The sequence below is a fragment of the Rhizobium sp. CECT 9324 genome (assembly GCF_918741265.1).
Classification (GTDB): Bacteria; Pseudomonadota; Alphaproteobacteria; order Rhizobiales; family Rhizobiaceae; genus Allorhizobium.
On record NZ_CAKKMZ010000001.1, the window covers coordinates 1,673,433 to 1,688,115 of the forward strand.

Consider the following 14,683-nt stretch of genomic DNA (forward strand, 5'->3'; position numbering starts at 1 on the left):
GAACCAGAGACAATCGATGACAAACACGCGGAAACGCATTGTAACCCGAGGAGAACCACCATGCGCAACAGGCTCATTCTTTCTGCCGCAGCCACGCTCCTGACGCTGTCGGCATCCGCCTATGCCCAGGAAACCGTGATCATCCAGCAGGCGCCGGCCCCAGCACCGGTAATGACCCCAGCACCGGTAATGGCCCCGCAAACCGTCGTCATCCCCGGCGAGGTCCGCACCTATGTCATGCAGCAGGAGGTCCAGTCCGTGCCTTACGAAGGCGACGTGCTGATCGGCCGCGTCATCGACGGCCCGGTCGAACTCTACCCGGTCGATGGTTATGACGGTTATTCCTACACCGTCGTCAACGAACGCCGCGTCATCGTCGACCCGCAGACCCGCGCCGTCGTCCAGATCCTCGACTGATCGCTAGGACTCGACTGACTGGACGCCTGAAAGGGTGGCCACGAGGACGATCTGCCAGAAGCCCGGTGCCATGCGCCGGGCTTTTTGCTTAGGAAAAGAGACCCGTCGTCATCGCGGCAGCGGCCGATGAATACAGGTGATCAGCACCGATGACAGGATCCCAATCAGGCCCCCGATCTGGCCCCGCAATCAGGCCCCGCCATCAGGACCCATCACGACGCCCGCCGCTCACCAGCTGCCGGCCAGTGCATTGCCGATCAGCGGGATCTCCTTCAGCTTGCCCTGCGCATCCTTCGACGAGATCGCGCCGGCCATCTGTTTCGGCGAGCGGCGAAACCATTGCGCCGCGACCGTTGCGAGATCGCCGATCAGCGCGTGTTTCTGCCAGGCGGCAAAGCGCCGGGCGCTCGCCTCCGGCTCGGACTGGTAGAAGAAATCGCCCGACTGGCTGAGCGCATTGATATCGGACGCCATCGCTGAAAGCGGCTTCTGGAACATCTTCGACGGCAGCGACAACTCCCGCGCACTCTCGGAAAACGCCGGCGCCATGAAATCGATCGCCCAGCCGTCCGCCTCGACCCAGCAATGGAAATTCTCACCCGCCCCCGTCACATGCCCGTCGTCGCGGTGATCGGCAAACAGGATCAGCGCGCCGCCGAGATTATAGGCCGCAAGCCCGCTCTTCGGCACGGCATTGACCTTGTAATGCCGCTTGAGAATGAAGGCGCCAAACGTGGCAAAATACATCGCCCCCACCGCCGGATCGGCATTTTCATTGACCAGCAGGCTGTTGATGACGCGGTAGATCCGCTGGTAGTCGCTCTGCTTGATCAACATGGGAGGCACCTGTGCACGGGGGGGTGCGCTGTCTGTAGGCGAGGGAGGCGCGGATGTAAACGAGGTGAGGGGGATTTGTGAATATCTACTCGCAATATACTGGGGCATAACACGAGCTTACTTTGAGCTACCTGGGTCTCCACACGGAAAACGGTGTACCACGCAGCATTTGTCATTGCACTTAAAGAGCCAACCCGGATAAGTTGTTCTGACCCGCGAGCCTTCTAGGTGAAGTGGTTGATTCATAGGCGAGCTAGCTAAACCAGTGACTGAAGAACGGGAAGTGATGCTGTTCGAAGATTTATACCCCGGCAATGCCTCTGTTATGGAGAAGCTGCTTGCAGCCATGGAGGCCGGCGGGGTGACCGCCTTTACTGGTGCCGGGACCAGCATGCCGGCTTTGCCGAGTTGGGGCACGTTAGTAAGAAATTTGGTCGATGAGGCAGCTAAAGACGGTCGCCTTGACGGTGTAACTGCTGCCTCATTGAGAGCTGAAACTAAAGACGTTCTATATGTGATTGATGAGATATACAATGCAGTCGGCGAGGCGCAGACGAAAGCCCGCGTCTGCAGGTTGTTCTCGTCGTTAGATCGCCCAACTGAGGCACATACACTTCTGGTTAGGACTGCGTTTGACCGCATTCTGACCCTGAACTACGATGCAGGCCTTGAGATGGCTTACGCGGAGCAGCACTCGCAACACGTTCAAAGCATCACTGCTGTCCAGGTGAGTGAGGTCGATGATTGGCTGCGGCATGATGCAACATCAAATTTACCACCTATCCTTCATTGGCACGGAAGGTCTGCGGATGCCTCTAGTATAATCCTGAGCGGCTCAGACTACGTTTCGTTCTATGAAAGATATTCAGCAAGAAAAGAAACTTTACGCGACGTATTTAAGACCCATCAAGTCTTGATGGTTGGTTTTGGCTTCAGCGATCCCTTTATCGAGCGAGAACTGAATTCAGTGATGCAGCCGCTTCCAAAGGCCAACAGTCATTTTGCGATCATTGGGGTGGATGCGGATAACCAAGGTAATATTCAGTTGGAAAGGCGGAAATACAGCACCAAATATAAGCTGGAAACGCTGTTCTATCCCGTTGGAAACACGTATGCCGGACCTGATCACAAGGCGCTGCTCGTCATTCTAGAAGCTATCGCCGCTTCCCGGCCCCGCTCTGCCAGCCGAGCCGTAACTTCACAAATGATAAACAAGCAACCGGCCGTTAAAGAAGCCACGATTTCGTACAGAAGCAGTCTATTTACCATAGGTGACAAGGTAATTTACTGCGAGCCAAACATTTGGCATGCGAATAGCGGTGCCGATGCTCCGGTTGATACAAAGATCAGCCTATCGGAATTGTTGGCGGGCAATTTCAACTGTAATCTAATGGCTCCACACGAATATGGACTATCCAACATCGGCAAGAGGATAGTCTCTGAGCTAATTTTAGCGGGTAGAAAGGCGCTCTATCGAGACGCACATGGGGTGCCAAAGTACCGCAAAGGCATACAAGCTGATGTCGACTTCGCAGCATTGCAGCCTTTGGAGGAATTCACTGTTGTACTAGACAATTTCTCGGTGGTTGAGCACCAGAGGACAGTAAGAGAGTTAGTCGGGACATACGAAAAAGTTAGGATATTTGTACTTCAAAAAACCAATTTCAATGGCGATCTAGACGATAGTTTGTCAGAGCTTAAGTTTAAGTCTTTTAACGTGGCAGGATTCTCACGATGGGACATTCGTTCGGTAGTTAACATCATGGCACCAGACCGAAACTCAGATGACACATCCGTCATTGTTGAAAAAGTATATGCTGACTTACTTCAGCTTTGTATCCCGCTGACACCTTCTAACGTCATCATGTACTCTAGCGTTTTGTGCAAAGACGGCAGTTTTTCACCTGTGTCTCGCCTGCACATTGTTGACCGTTTTGTGGCGGAGGCGCTGCAACGAGCAAGTGACGCCTATGCCGACAATTTTAATTTTATAAATAAAATCGATCTCATTAGTGAGTTTTGCTATGTTCTTTTTACGAAAGGCATACCTACATTTACCGAGAGTGAGTGGATTCATTATTGTAAAGAATACAAGGGTAAAAACCTTGTGGAATTTAGTGCTACTCAGATTTTAGGCGACTTACATAATGGAAGGATTGTTGTAAAAGACGGTTCTTCGTACGTATTTCGTTACAGAATGTTCTTTAGTTATTTTGTGGGAAGATGCATCGCGGATCGTCCGGAAATGCTCAGATATTGCCTTGCTGAGAACAGGCATCTTGAGCTGGACGGTCTTGTAGAAGTACTTTGTGGGATGCTCCCTGACTGCAGCCCAGTGTTAGAGGACCTGACCCAAAAACTTACGCTTTCAATGGAGCAGTTCTACGAAAGTTACCCGATCCGAGGACTAGACTTCCACAAAGATGCAAAATGGGAGGCCAGTAAACAGGATAGTCTCCTATGGGACACTGTTTCTGACCGTTTGGACAAGGGGCCTGCCAGCACTCAAGAGCTTGATGAGCTTAAAACATCTATTCATGCCGAACGGCGTACAGCTGATCAGAAGGTATCGATTATTAAGTTCATTGCCTCAGAGAAAAGCGTTACAAACAATGCTTGGTATCTCACGACGGCTCTAGAAGGAGCCAAGCAAGCAAGCGCCGGATCAAAAAAAGCAGCGGCGGTTGCCGTCATGGGTGGGCATGTGCTGGCCTACGAGGTTGCTAGCGTCTTCATTCCTCTGATTGCGGAGAAAAAGTACGTATCTTGGAATGGCTTCACGTATATCAACTTGATTGAGGACAAGCACGCGAGTGAGGAAACCTCAGATGAGGAGGCAAACAAAGAGCGTATGCAAGGTTTGGTTGCATATGCATTGCCTCACTCAATGGGCCGCAACGCAGCAGATCAGTTCGGAAGTAGAAAGTTGGGGCAAGTCTTTCTCGCTTTGAGGGACGATAATGCAATAGACACGAACATAAAGAGGCACCTATTGTTTTGCCTCCTGATTAAAAGCAAGCCTACCGGGTGGCTTCTCAGCGCGAAGAAACAAGTAGGCGATACAAGGCGGGATGACATTTACCTCAGGCATATGCTTTATGCAGCTCTTATGCAGTTCAATTCGGAGATCAACTCTGAATCTGAACGTCAGGGGTTGAAGGAGCTTCTTGCTACTATGCGGTTGAGGCGTGACGTGAATTTGCGGTCGCCAAGTCCCAAGGCGATCAAGCGAGCTATCGGGCAGTTAGATGCAGGCGGCTTTTGGGAACGAGAGAAAGAGGACCCCAATAGTTGAGACGCCTGAGGCACTGACAGTCCCTTGTACGTCTATATCCTCTGCCTGCCAGACGGGCGTCCGCTTCTACTTCGTTCAAAATAAAGTCTACTGTAGGCCCCACCCCCATCTTCACCCTTCCTTCGCCAATCCCTGATACACCGGGCCTTCCCACACTCCAGAAGGATTTCCGATGAAGAGAATGCTCGTCCTCGCCATGGCGCTCGCCATCGCGCCCCTGTTCGCACCCGTGCTCGGCCCGATCCGCGCCGAAGCCGCCACGCTTGAATTTCCGAGCGATGCGCCGATCGCCTCGGTCACCATTCCCGACGCCTGGGAGCCGAAGGAAACCATTTCCGGCATCGAGGCGACCTCGCCGGATGCGGCGATCTATTTCTCCATCGATGTCGCCTCCGATGCGACCATGGACCAGGTGATCAACGACGCGATCAAGTTTCTGACCGACAATGGCGTGACCATCGACGAGACGACCAAGAGCGATTCCGGCGATATCGAGATCAACGGCATGACGTTTGGCAGCATCGAGTTCGACGGCGAGGATGCCGACGGCCCGGTCGAGGTGTCGCTCGGTTTTGCCTCGCCCTCCGAAGGCAAGATGCTGGTCGTCACCTATTGGGGCACCAAGGAAACGCAAGGCGCCCACAGCAAGGACCTCGTCGCCATCCTGAAGTCGCTGAAGCCGGCCAAATAAGGCTCAGCTGACTGTCTGACACTGAACGCGGCATCGGGGCGCGGCCTGCCGTTCCCCGATACCATCGCCTTCCGCCAGATCCCGTAACTTGAGACCTCGCCAGAGCCGGTCTGCCGCGCTATGTCTTGCGCCGACCACGCGCAATCAGCGCAGCCACGCATTGGGAGGAACCATCATGGGCAAGCGGATCATCTTTACCGGCGGCAGCGGCAAGGCCGGGCGCCATGTCGTGCCGTATCTGACCGGCCGCGGCCATGCGGTCCTCAATCTCGACCTCACCCCCCTCGATTGTCCCGGCGTCAACACGCTGCTGACGGACCTCACCGACAGCGGCCAGGTGTTCAACGCGCTGTCCCAGCATTTCGGCTTCGACGGTTTCGACACCGGTAACGGCCCGGCCAAGGTCGATGCCGTGGTGCATTTCGCCGCCATCCCGCGCATCCTGATGAAGCCGGACAACACGACCTTCGCCGCCAACACTGTCTCGACCTACAATGTCATCGAGGCGGCGGTGAAGCTCGGCATCCGCAAGGTGATCATCGCCTCCAGCGAGACCACCTACGGCGTCTGCTTCGCCGAAGGCGACAAGGATTACCACCAGTTCCCGCTCACCGAGGATTATGACGTCGACCCGATGGACAGCTACGGCCTGTCCAAGGTGGTCAACGAAAAGACGGCGCGGGCATTCGCCATGCGCACCGGCGCCGATATCTATGCGCTCAGGATCGGCAATGTCATCTCGCCGGAGGATTACGCCAATTTCCCCGGCTTTCTCGCCGATCCGCCAAGCCGCAAGCGCAATGCCTGGAGCTATATCGACGCGCGTGATCTCGGCCAGATCGTCGATCTCTGCGTCGAAAAGGACGGCCTCGGCTTCCAGGTGTTCAACGCCGTCAACGACACGATCACGGCGAACGAGCCGACCCGCGACTTCCTCGCCAAATGGGCGCCCAACACCCCGATCACCGGTGATCTCGACGGTTATGCGGCGCCTCTGTCCAATGCCAAGATCCGCAGCGTGCTCGGCTTTCGCGAACAGCATGACTGGCGCGACGAACTGCCGGACGGCTCGATCGACTGAGCATCCGGCTGGCTTCGGCAAACGACAAATCAGGGCTGCGCCTTGCGGCCCAGTCCTGATCGCTCGTTTGCGTGGCTGCCGTTACTGGCAAGCGGTCAGGCCACCGGGATTGACGATTGCCGCGATGCCGACATGCGTAATCGTCGGGTCGTTGCGGGCCTGGAAGCAATAGACGTCGTTCGCGTCGGGTGCCGCAATGACGCAGGAATTGGAGCCTGCCGGCACGACGTAATTGTTCAATCCGTTGATCGAAAACACCGTCGCGTCGCCGGCCGGATGCGGCACGGGATGTTTCGACAACACGATCGCATTCTGCGGCAGAGCGACCGCCAGCGCGGTAAACGCCGTGCAGGCGGGTGAAAACGCCATCTGCGCCGTGGCCGAGGTCGTGCATGCCGCAAGGGCAGCGGCGGCGATGGCAACGGCGAGCCTTGCCCTGGATGGCGGCAGGTGGCGCCGATGGTTTGCGCCCGGATGCGGTTCCGTGCGCGCGGGCTGTGCCGGGATTGGCCCCGTCTGTATAGGCCCCGTCTGCATAGGCAAGGCCTGAAGGGTCATTGTCTGTAGGGTCATCGTTATCTTCCTTTGATTGGTTTCTTCCATCGGGTGATATTTCAAGGCATTGAAGTCACGTCGAAAAATCGGATTCTGCCTGGTTCTACGGCCCTCCTTTGGTTGAGAATGTGCCATTGGCATTGTAGGTCGCGGTGACGCTGCCAAAGCCGGTGGTGAAGTCGCAGCGCGCCGACAGGCTCTCGTCATAGGCGATGACGTCTCCCGTCGGCTGGTAGCCGGTCTTGACGAAATAGACCGGCTGCGGCGCGCAAGCCGTCGTCGTGTTGGGCGGCGGTGCGACGAAGCTCGACAGGATGATATGGCCGTCGCCGGTAAACACGGCAGCGCCGCAATAGAGTTCGGCAACCGGCACCGGCGTATAGGGCGGCACGTCGATGCCGAAACTCCCGTCTGCAAGACCCGCCTGATAGGCCGGCGGCGACAGCCCGAGCGGATCGAGCGACAGCGTGGTGCAATTGGCCGGACTTGCGCCGCTACTACCTCCGGATAATGCGATCGGCTGGGCGGCGGCCGTGCTCGACAGCAGAAACCGCGTGGCCGCGCCGATCGCATTGGCAAGCATCGGCGCATGTGTCGGCGGCGGCTTCGGCGCCATTGTGGTCATCGCCCCGGCATAGACCTGGCGCTCGAACACGAAGCTGATCTGCGCGCCGCTTTGGACCGAATTGCCGAGGCTCTGGCAGCCGAGACTGCTGGCGAAGATGGAGCCGCTGGCGATAGGCGGCTGGAACGACGCCTGCTTTTGAAAGACGTGAAAATAAAGCACCGTCTGCGACAGGTTGCGCACGATGATCTCGTAGGTACTGGCCATGGTCTGCAAGGCTCCCCTGTCATGGTGTGTCCTGTCCTGCTTGTCCGGATGCGGATGAAGGGGAGGCGGCTCTCCAGCCTCCATCCGCACCGCCGGCGCCAACGCCAGCATCGGCGCCAGCGCCAACGCCGACATCGCGGCCGGCTGGCGGCTGCCTATTGCAGCTTGACGTCCCATTTGCCGTCGGCCTTCAGCGTCACATTGGCGGTGGCATAGCCGCCGGTGAAATCGCACAGCGCTGCATTGACGCTCGACTGGGTGAAGTTCATCACATTGCCGGGCGTATAGGTGCCGGTCTGCACGTAATATTGCAGGATCGGCTGGCAATCGGTGTTGTCGGCCGGGTTGGCCTGGACGAAGTTCGACAGCACGATCCCGCCATTGACCGACACCGCCGAGCCGACATTGTAATAGGGCGGCGAGGTGAAGCTCGGCGTGGTGATGCGGAATGCGCCTTCCTGCACGCCCGAAAGATTGACCGGCGGCGACAGGCCGAGCGTGGTGTTCGGCCCGACGACGGTCGCCGTCGTCGCATCATTCGGCCTGGTCGAAGAGCCGGCCGCCGGCGCCAGATCGATCGCCCGGCTGGCGGAGGAGAAGCCCGACGACGAGCCGACCTGCGGCGGCTGGTTCGACTGCTGGATGCCGGCATAGAATTGCAGGTTGACCTGGAAGGTCAGGATCGCGCCGCTATCGCCGAAATTGGCCAGCGACTGGGAAAACAGGCTGTTGGAATAGACCTTCCCGCCGCCGGTATAGATCGCCGGTTGCTGGAAGAAGTAGAAATTCTGCGTCTGCGGCTCCAAATTCTTCACGTTGATCGTCAGCATGGTCGACATGGTCTCACCCTTGATTTGCGTTGCGGTTGCGGTGTCGTTGCGTTGAAGACAGAGGGACCCAGCACCCGTTCAGCCCCTGGCGGAATGGATGTCGATGGCATGCGGCTGTTGTGCTGAACCCTGCGCACATTCTGGTTGAGTTGGGATTTTAAGCAACCGATAGCTGTTGAGCTGCGGTTGCGATTGCGCCGCAATTTACCTTCAGCGCAAAGGTGCTGACGGCGGGATCGCCTCGAGCAGTTCGACCAGCAGCCGGCGGATCCGCTCCGGCCGTGCCCTGAGCCCGACGACCCAGCGCAGTTCCGCCGCCGAGACCGAATTGTCGCGGTGCCAGTCGATCGTGCCGCGCCCGAGCAGCAGCCAGTCGAGCGACACGTCGAGCAGTTCGGCCAGCGCGCAGGCGCTTTCCAGCGACAGATGGCCGCCATTCTGCCAGCGCGACACGGCCGCTGCCGAGACATTGAGCTCGGCCGCCAGCGCCAGCGTCTTGTGAATGTGCCGCTTAAAGATCGCGTCGCGCACGCGCCTGCCGCGCGCCGGGTCATGGGACATGGCGTTTCTCCCGAGGATTGTTCCCCGGAATGATAGGCAACTAATGGATGTTATCAATTCCAAGAATATCATCTTAAAGTTGTACTTGATTGCGGCCGGATTCTGCCCGGCCCACAGCCCGGCAAACACCTGACCTGTGGTCACCCGCTCTGATAGCTTGAGAATCATCCCCGCCACTGCCAGTGTTGCGCCAGGCAGTGTCGCCTGCCGGGCCGCGCAGTGTGGCCTTGGCGATGCCGTGAGGGCGACCGGTGGTGGCCCACCCGATGTCGGCAGGCGAACCGCCGGCAATTCTCGAACGCCAGCCTGCCTGAACGACACAGACTGCCCAGAACGAAAGGCCCGACCGCCATGCACTTCCTCCGCGCAACGCCGATCCTGGGCGCCCTGCTGGCCCAGGCGCTGGCAGCGCTCGTGCTTGCCGGCCTTCTCCAGGTGCTGCCTGAACTCGCCGGCCGGTTCGGCATCGCTCCGGTCATCGGGGCCGCACTGGTGCTGCAGGCGCTGCTGTCCGCCGGCCTGACCCGGGCGCTCGGCCTTGCCGTCTGGTGGCAGTGGATCGCGCTCGCCTTTCCCTTCGCCGTGGCGCTGGCGCTGGCTGCGGGCTCCCTGCCGGCCTGGCCCTTCGGCCTCGCTTTCCTGCTGCTCTACCTGTTCTTTTCCAACACCGCGCGCGAGCGCGTGCCGCTCTATCTGAGCAACCGCGCGACGACCGGGGCGCTCGGCCGGCTGATGCGCGAGCGATCCGCCAGCCACTTCATCGATCTCGGCTCGGGCCTCGGCGGCGTCGTCCGCGGCATCGCCGGTGATGGTCGAAAGGCGGAAGGGTATGAGACCGCGCCGATGGCCTTTCTGATCTCGGCCATCCTGTCGAAACTGACCGGCCGCGGCCAGATTTACCGCCGCGACATCTGGTCGGCCGATATCACCGAGGCCGACCTCGTTTATGTCTTCCTCTCGCCCGAACCGATGCCGATGATCCATGACAAGGCGAGGCGCGAGATGAAACCCGGCAGCCTGCTGGTCTCCAACAGCTTCGCCATCCCCGGCCTCGACGCCGACGAGATCTGGGACCTGTCTGACCGCCGCAAGACGAGGCTGTATCTCTATGCGATGAAAGGGTGATTAGTACCCGGCCTTGCGCCAGCCGGCGGCGCGCGCTTCGGCTTCGGTGCAGAACCAGCGCTCTCCCAGATGCGGCGAAATCGCCGATTCGGCATACCAGTGCTGGCCCGGCAGATGATAGATGCGTTCGCCGCTGGCAGGGCTGACAGTGCCCTTGATCCGGCAGGAAGGGTTGAGCGCATTCGGCAGCGCGCCGGCAACGGGTCGCGGCAGATATTCATGGCCACCGGCGCCGAAGAAGGCAACGACTGCGCTGACAATGACAAGCGCTGGAAACTTCATGTTCCACCCCCGAACCACAGGCCTGGCACTGTAACAAGCGGCGTCTTTCGTTCCAGTAAAAGATATTGCTAAAATGCAATATGTCTGGCGCCTCGATCCTCGACGCCGTCTGCTGGTCCTGTCAGCGCGGGCGGCTTCCGGCCATGCCGCAGTCGGTGGCCGTGCCATACCCCCCTCTGTCCTGCCGGACATCTCCCCCTCAAGGGGGGAGATCACAAGGGGCCGATTTCACCGGGCGATCAAAATGTGCAGATCACCCTCAATCTGCAGATCAGGCGGAGCAGATCGCGAAGACACAGTCGCCCCGCAGCCTGACATCATCCGGCAGAAGGGGCACGTTGTGGAGCGCAAGGCCAGCATCTCAGTGATCTCCCCCCGTGAGGGGGAGATGCCCGGCAGGGCAGAGGGGGGTGCCGAAAGGCTCGGGCTGTCCGGAGATAGGTGCCGCGCGTTGATCCGCCAGCCATCGCACCCGCCGGCCTTGCCGCCTGAGCGTCCGGTCAGGCAAAACCGTCACGCCGCCGTTCACGCGACATCCTGCGCCACCGTCGGCCGTTCGTTGATCCGCCAGCCGTTGCGGCCATCGGCCTTGGCGGCATAGACGGCCTGGTCGGCGGCGTCGACCAGGGACTGGAAGTCGCTGTCGCCGAGGATCGAGCCGATGGCGGCGCCGACGCTGACGGTGACATGGCGGTTGCGGTCGCGGGTAAACTCATGGGCGATGCCGAGCTGGCGCACCGAGCGGCGCACGGCCTCGGCGGCAATGCCGGCCTTGTCGGCATCGGTCCCGGGCAGGATGGCGAGAAATTCCTCCCCGCCCTGGCGCGCCAGATGCGCATCGAGCGGCAGCGCCCGGCGCATGGCGCGCGCCACCCGCTTCAGGCAGTCGTCGCCGGCGCCGTGGCCGTAGCCGTCGTTGAACGCCTTGAAATGATCGACATCGATGATCAGCACCACCGCGTTTTCCATCGCCTGCGGTGCCTCGAGCCGGAGCCGCGAAAGCTCGCTCTCGGTGCCGCGCCGGTTCGACAGCCGGGTCAGCGGGTCGGTCACCGACAGGCGGGCGAGGTCCTTGTTCTGCCGCGACAATTCCCGCTTCAGAACCTCGTTTTCCTGGCTCTGCAGGAAATTGGCGATCGCCTCGCTTTCCAGCTGGTAGGTGACCAGAAGCGTCATGCCGACCGTCGGCAGATAGACGGACAGGTGCTGCATCACATACATGCCGCTGGTGCCCTCGAGCAGCCAGATGGCCGTGTAGTTGAGCACGAAGATCACCAGGCTGGCGATCAGGCTGGGGCGAAACGGCGAGGCGGCGGCGATGGTCACGACCATCTGGAACGAGGCGGCGGCGTAGAAATAACCGAGCACCGCCGGATTGTGGCTCGACACCAGGATGATGCACCAACAGACATTGCCGAGGATGGCGACGCCAAGGGCTGCATGTTCCTTGCGCGCGATCGGGTGGTCGCCGGCGACATAGGCGATCAGCAAGAGGGCGGCCGGCAGCACCACGCCGAAGCGCAGGCTGAGCGCCAGAAGCGTCACATCGCCGAGCAGCAGGATGTCGAGCAGGATGCAGGCGAGATAGAAGGCGCAGACGCCGATCACCGAGCCGAGCAGCAGCCGGGTGCGCGTGGGTGTCCGCATGGCTAGAAAGGCTGCCTGCTGGTCCGCCGTCATGCGAAGCCGCGGGAACAAGGTTGACCATCTCTTCATGGATGCACAATCACCGAAAGCAAATACGTTGATCAAATCTGGCGGAATCCTTAGCCCAGCCGATTTAATCATGGGTGAAGGTTGTGTGCCGATGCGGGAAACCGTCGAGGATCGCTGACGCTATGATTAATGGCCCCCTAAAAATGGGGTGCCGGGCCACGGCCGGCGGCCGGGCGTCTGTGTCAATTCAGGATGGATGCGCTTTGTGAAGGCCCGAGCGGCGCCGCCAGCCGCAGTTTCGCCGCAATATCGCGAATCAGCCGGGTCGACTGCGCCGACAGCGAGCGCGGACGCACCATGGCGGGCAGGGCGGCCGGGTCGTCTTCGGGCTTGGCCTCGGCTGCGGCCTTCGCCACCTCTGGGCCGGGCAGCGGGTTCTCGATGCCGGGGATCGGCTTCAGGTCGATGCCCTGATGGGCATAATCCATCAGCTTCTTGAAGGTCGTCGCCGGCAGCGAGCCGCCGGTCATGTTGTTGGTCGAGGTATAGTCGTCATTGCCGAACCAGACGGCGCCGGTGTAATTGCCGGTATAACCGACGAACCAGGCATCGCGATAGGCCTGGGTCGTGCCGGTCTTGCCGGCCGTGACGATGCCGTGATCGAGCGCTGCCCGGCGCGCCGTGCCGATATAGGGGATCTTGGTCATCATCTGGTTCATGTAGGCAGCCGCCTGGGCGGTCAGGATGCGCTCGGCCGGCTTCGCGTCGCGGTCGAAGTCATAGAGCACCTCGCCCTGGTAGTTCATGATCTGGGCGATGCCGTGCCGGCGCGACTGGTAGCCGCCGGCCGGCAGAACCGCATAGGCCGTCGCCTGGTCCATCACGGTGACTTCCGTCGTGCCGAGCGGAATGGTGACGTCCTTCCTGAGCGGCGTCTCGACGCCCATCGCCTTGGCCGTCTGCATGATCGCATCGATGCCGAGCTTTTCCTTGGCGAGCCGCACCGGAATGGTGTTGATCGATTTCGCCAGCGCCGTCTCGATGGTGACGCGGCCGGCATAGCTGTTGCCGTAATTGTGCGGGCTCCAATTGCCCCAGGCGATCGGCCCGTCGGTGACCACGGTCGACGGCGTGTAGCCGTTTTCCATCGCCAGCGCATAGGTATAGATCTTGAACGACGAACCCGGCTGGCGCAGCGCCCGTGTGGCGCGGTTGAACTGGCTTTCGCCATAGTCGCGCCCGCCGACCATGGCCCGCACGGCGCCGCCGCTTTCCAGCATCACCAGCGCGCCCTGCTTGACGTTATAGCTCTCGCCATATTCGCGCAGCGACGAGGCGACAGCCTCGTCGGCCGCCTGCTGCAACCCGGTATCGATCGTGGTGCGCACGACCAGCGTATGGTCCTTGAAGCGTGCGGCGATCTTCTGCACCTCCTCGAAGGCCCAGTCGAGGAAATAGTCGGGCGCTTCCGCCTCGTCGCGATCAACCACGGTGGCCGGATTGCGCCTTGCCGAGACCACCTGGCCCTCGCTCATCAGCCCGCTCTGCACCATATTGGTCAAAACGTCATTGGCACGCGCACGCGCCGCCGGCAGGTTGACATGCGGCGCATATTTCGCCGGTGCCTTGAACAGGCCGGCCAGCATCGCCGCTTCCGCCAAAGTCACCTCGGTAATGCTCTTGCCGAAATAGAATTGCGAGGCCGCCGCCGCCCCGAACGTGCCGCCGCCCATATAGGCGCGGTCGAGATAGAGCGACAGGATCTCCTTCTTGGAGAGATTGGCCTCCAGCCACAGCGCCAGGAAGGCTTCCTTGATCTTGCGCTCGATCGACCGCTCATTGGTCAGGAACAGGTTTTTCGCCAGCTGCTGGGTCAGTGTCGAGCCGCCCTGCACGACCGTGCCGGCCTTGGCGTTTTCGGTCATGGCGCGGGCAAGGCCGAGGAAATCGATGCCGAAATGCTCGAAGAAACGCCGGTCCTCGGTCGCCAGCACCGCCTTGATCAGGTGGTCGGGCAGGTCGTCGATCGGCACCAGGTTTTCATGGATGATGCCGCGATGGCCGATCGTATTGCCGTAGCGGTCGAGAAAGGTGACGGCGAAATTGTCGTGGTTGCGCCAGTCTTTCTTTGTTTCCTCCAGCGCCGGCTGGGCCAGCGTCAGGAGCACGACCATGCCGGCCGTGCCGAGCGTCATCGCCTCGCCGGCGATTTCGAAACCGAGCTTCTTCCAGCCGCGCACCCGGAACCGGCGGAAGAAGATGGTGATCTCCTCCCAGATCTCGACCAGATCATAGCCGGCATTCCACAGCGTCGAGTCGAGCCAGCTGTCGATGCGCAGAAAGAAATGCCGCTTGAGGCGGGGCTTTTGTCCCGGTTCTGGCTGGTTCTGCTCGCTCACTCTGGTCTGCCCCTGGCCCGTCTATGGCCCATAACTGGCCTGTCTTTGTCGGCTGCCGCCTGCGCGCGCGACGACCGGTTGTCGCAAATACGGCTTTGTTGCCGTGTATCCTCGACCTTCAC

General features: G+C 60.1%; 13 protein-coding genes. 5 read left to right on the forward strand and 8 right to left on the reverse strand.

Annotated features, from left to right (window positions below; translation table 11 throughout):
- Window positions 1-60 precede the first annotated feature (60 nt).
- Window positions 61-417 (forward strand): DUF1236 domain-containing protein, encoded by a 357-nt coding sequence (locus tag LQ231_RS08255; protein WP_230170981.1) that lies wholly within the window; start codon window positions 61-63, stop codon window positions 415-417.
- 228 nt (window positions 418-645) lie between these two features.
- Here the strand turns inward: LQ231_RS08255 and LQ231_RS08260 are convergent, their stop codons facing one another.
- On the reverse strand, window positions 646-1,254 hold the full coding sequence (locus tag LQ231_RS08260; protein ID WP_230170982.1) for a DUF2026 family protein: 609 nt from the start codon (window positions 1,252-1,254) through the stop codon (window positions 646-648).
- 286 nt (window positions 1,255-1,540) lie between these two features.
- Between LQ231_RS08260 and LQ231_RS08265 the strand changes: the two genes are divergently transcribed.
- The 3 genes from LQ231_RS08265 (at window position 1,541) to LQ231_RS08275 (ending at window position 6,321) form a co-directional block, all read left to right on the forward strand.
- Window positions 1,541-4,549, forward strand: coding sequence for an SIR2 family protein (locus tag LQ231_RS08265; RefSeq protein ID WP_230173286.1), 3,009 nt, complete (start codon window positions 1,541-1,543; stop codon window positions 4,547-4,549).
- Window positions 4,550-4,721: 172 nt separating this feature from the next.
- Complete coding sequence (locus LQ231_RS08270) at window positions 4,722-5,240, forward strand: histidine kinase (RefSeq protein ID WP_230170983.1); 519 nt, start codon at window positions 4,722-4,724, stop codon at window positions 5,238-5,240.
- Between the two features lie 175 nt (window positions 5,241-5,415).
- On the forward strand, window positions 5,416-6,321 hold the full coding sequence (locus LQ231_RS08275) for an NAD(P)-dependent oxidoreductase (RefSeq protein ID WP_230170984.1): 906 nt from the start codon (window positions 5,416-5,418) through the stop codon (window positions 6,319-6,321).
- 81 nt (window positions 6,322-6,402) lie between these two features.
- On the opposite strand, the gene LQ231_RS08280 is transcribed toward LQ231_RS08275, so the two are convergent.
- The 4 genes from LQ231_RS08280 to LQ231_RS08295 all read right to left on the reverse strand — a co-directional run bounded on the left by LQ231_RS08280 (window position 6,403) and on the right by LQ231_RS08295 (window position 9,099).
- Window positions 6,403-6,894, reverse strand: coding sequence for a hypothetical protein (locus LQ231_RS08280; protein ID WP_230170985.1), 492 nt, complete (start codon window positions 6,892-6,894; stop codon window positions 6,403-6,405).
- A gap of 85 nt (window positions 6,895-6,979) precedes the next feature.
- Window positions 6,980-7,885, reverse strand: a complete 906-nt coding sequence (locus LQ231_RS08285) for a hypothetical protein (protein ID WP_230170986.1) — start codon at window positions 7,883-7,885, stop codon at window positions 6,980-6,982.
- Window positions 7,864-8,547, reverse strand: coding sequence for a hypothetical protein (locus LQ231_RS08290; RefSeq protein ID WP_113143545.1), 684 nt, complete (start codon window positions 8,545-8,547; stop codon window positions 7,864-7,866). Before LQ231_RS08290 ends, LQ231_RS08285 begins: the two co-directional genes overlap by 22 nt.
- 201 nt (window positions 8,548-8,748) lie before the next feature.
- On the reverse strand, window positions 8,749-9,099 hold the full coding sequence (locus tag LQ231_RS08295) for a helix-turn-helix domain-containing protein (RefSeq protein ID WP_113143544.1): 351 nt from the start codon (window positions 9,097-9,099) through the stop codon (window positions 8,749-8,751).
- Window positions 9,100-9,450: 351 nt separating this feature from the next.
- Here LQ231_RS08295 and LQ231_RS08300 point away from each other — a divergent pair, with 351 nt between their 5' ends.
- Window positions 9,451-10,224, forward strand: a complete 774-nt coding sequence (locus LQ231_RS08300; protein WP_230170987.1) for a hypothetical protein — start codon at window positions 9,451-9,453, stop codon at window positions 10,222-10,224.
- Here the strand turns inward: LQ231_RS08300 and LQ231_RS08305 are convergent, their stop codons facing one another.
- From LQ231_RS08305 to LQ231_RS08315, 3 genes are all read right to left on the reverse strand, one after another.
- The gene (locus LQ231_RS08305; RefSeq protein ID WP_230170988.1) at window positions 10,225-10,506 is read right to left on the reverse strand and encodes a hypothetical protein; all 282 of its coding nucleotides are present in this window, start codon (window positions 10,504-10,506) and stop codon (window positions 10,225-10,227) included.
- A gap of 525 nt (window positions 10,507-11,031) precedes the next feature.
- Entirely contained in the window at window positions 11,032-12,222 is a 1,191-nt protein-coding gene (locus tag LQ231_RS08310) for a GGDEF domain-containing protein (RefSeq protein WP_230170989.1), read from the reverse strand.
- Between the two features lie 182 nt (window positions 12,223-12,404).
- Window positions 12,405-14,561: a PBP1A family penicillin-binding protein gene (locus LQ231_RS08315; RefSeq protein WP_230170990.1), complete on the reverse strand. Its 2,157-nt coding sequence runs from the start codon at window positions 14,559-14,561 to the stop codon at window positions 12,405-12,407.
- Between the last annotated feature and the right edge of the window lie 122 nt (window positions 14,562-14,683).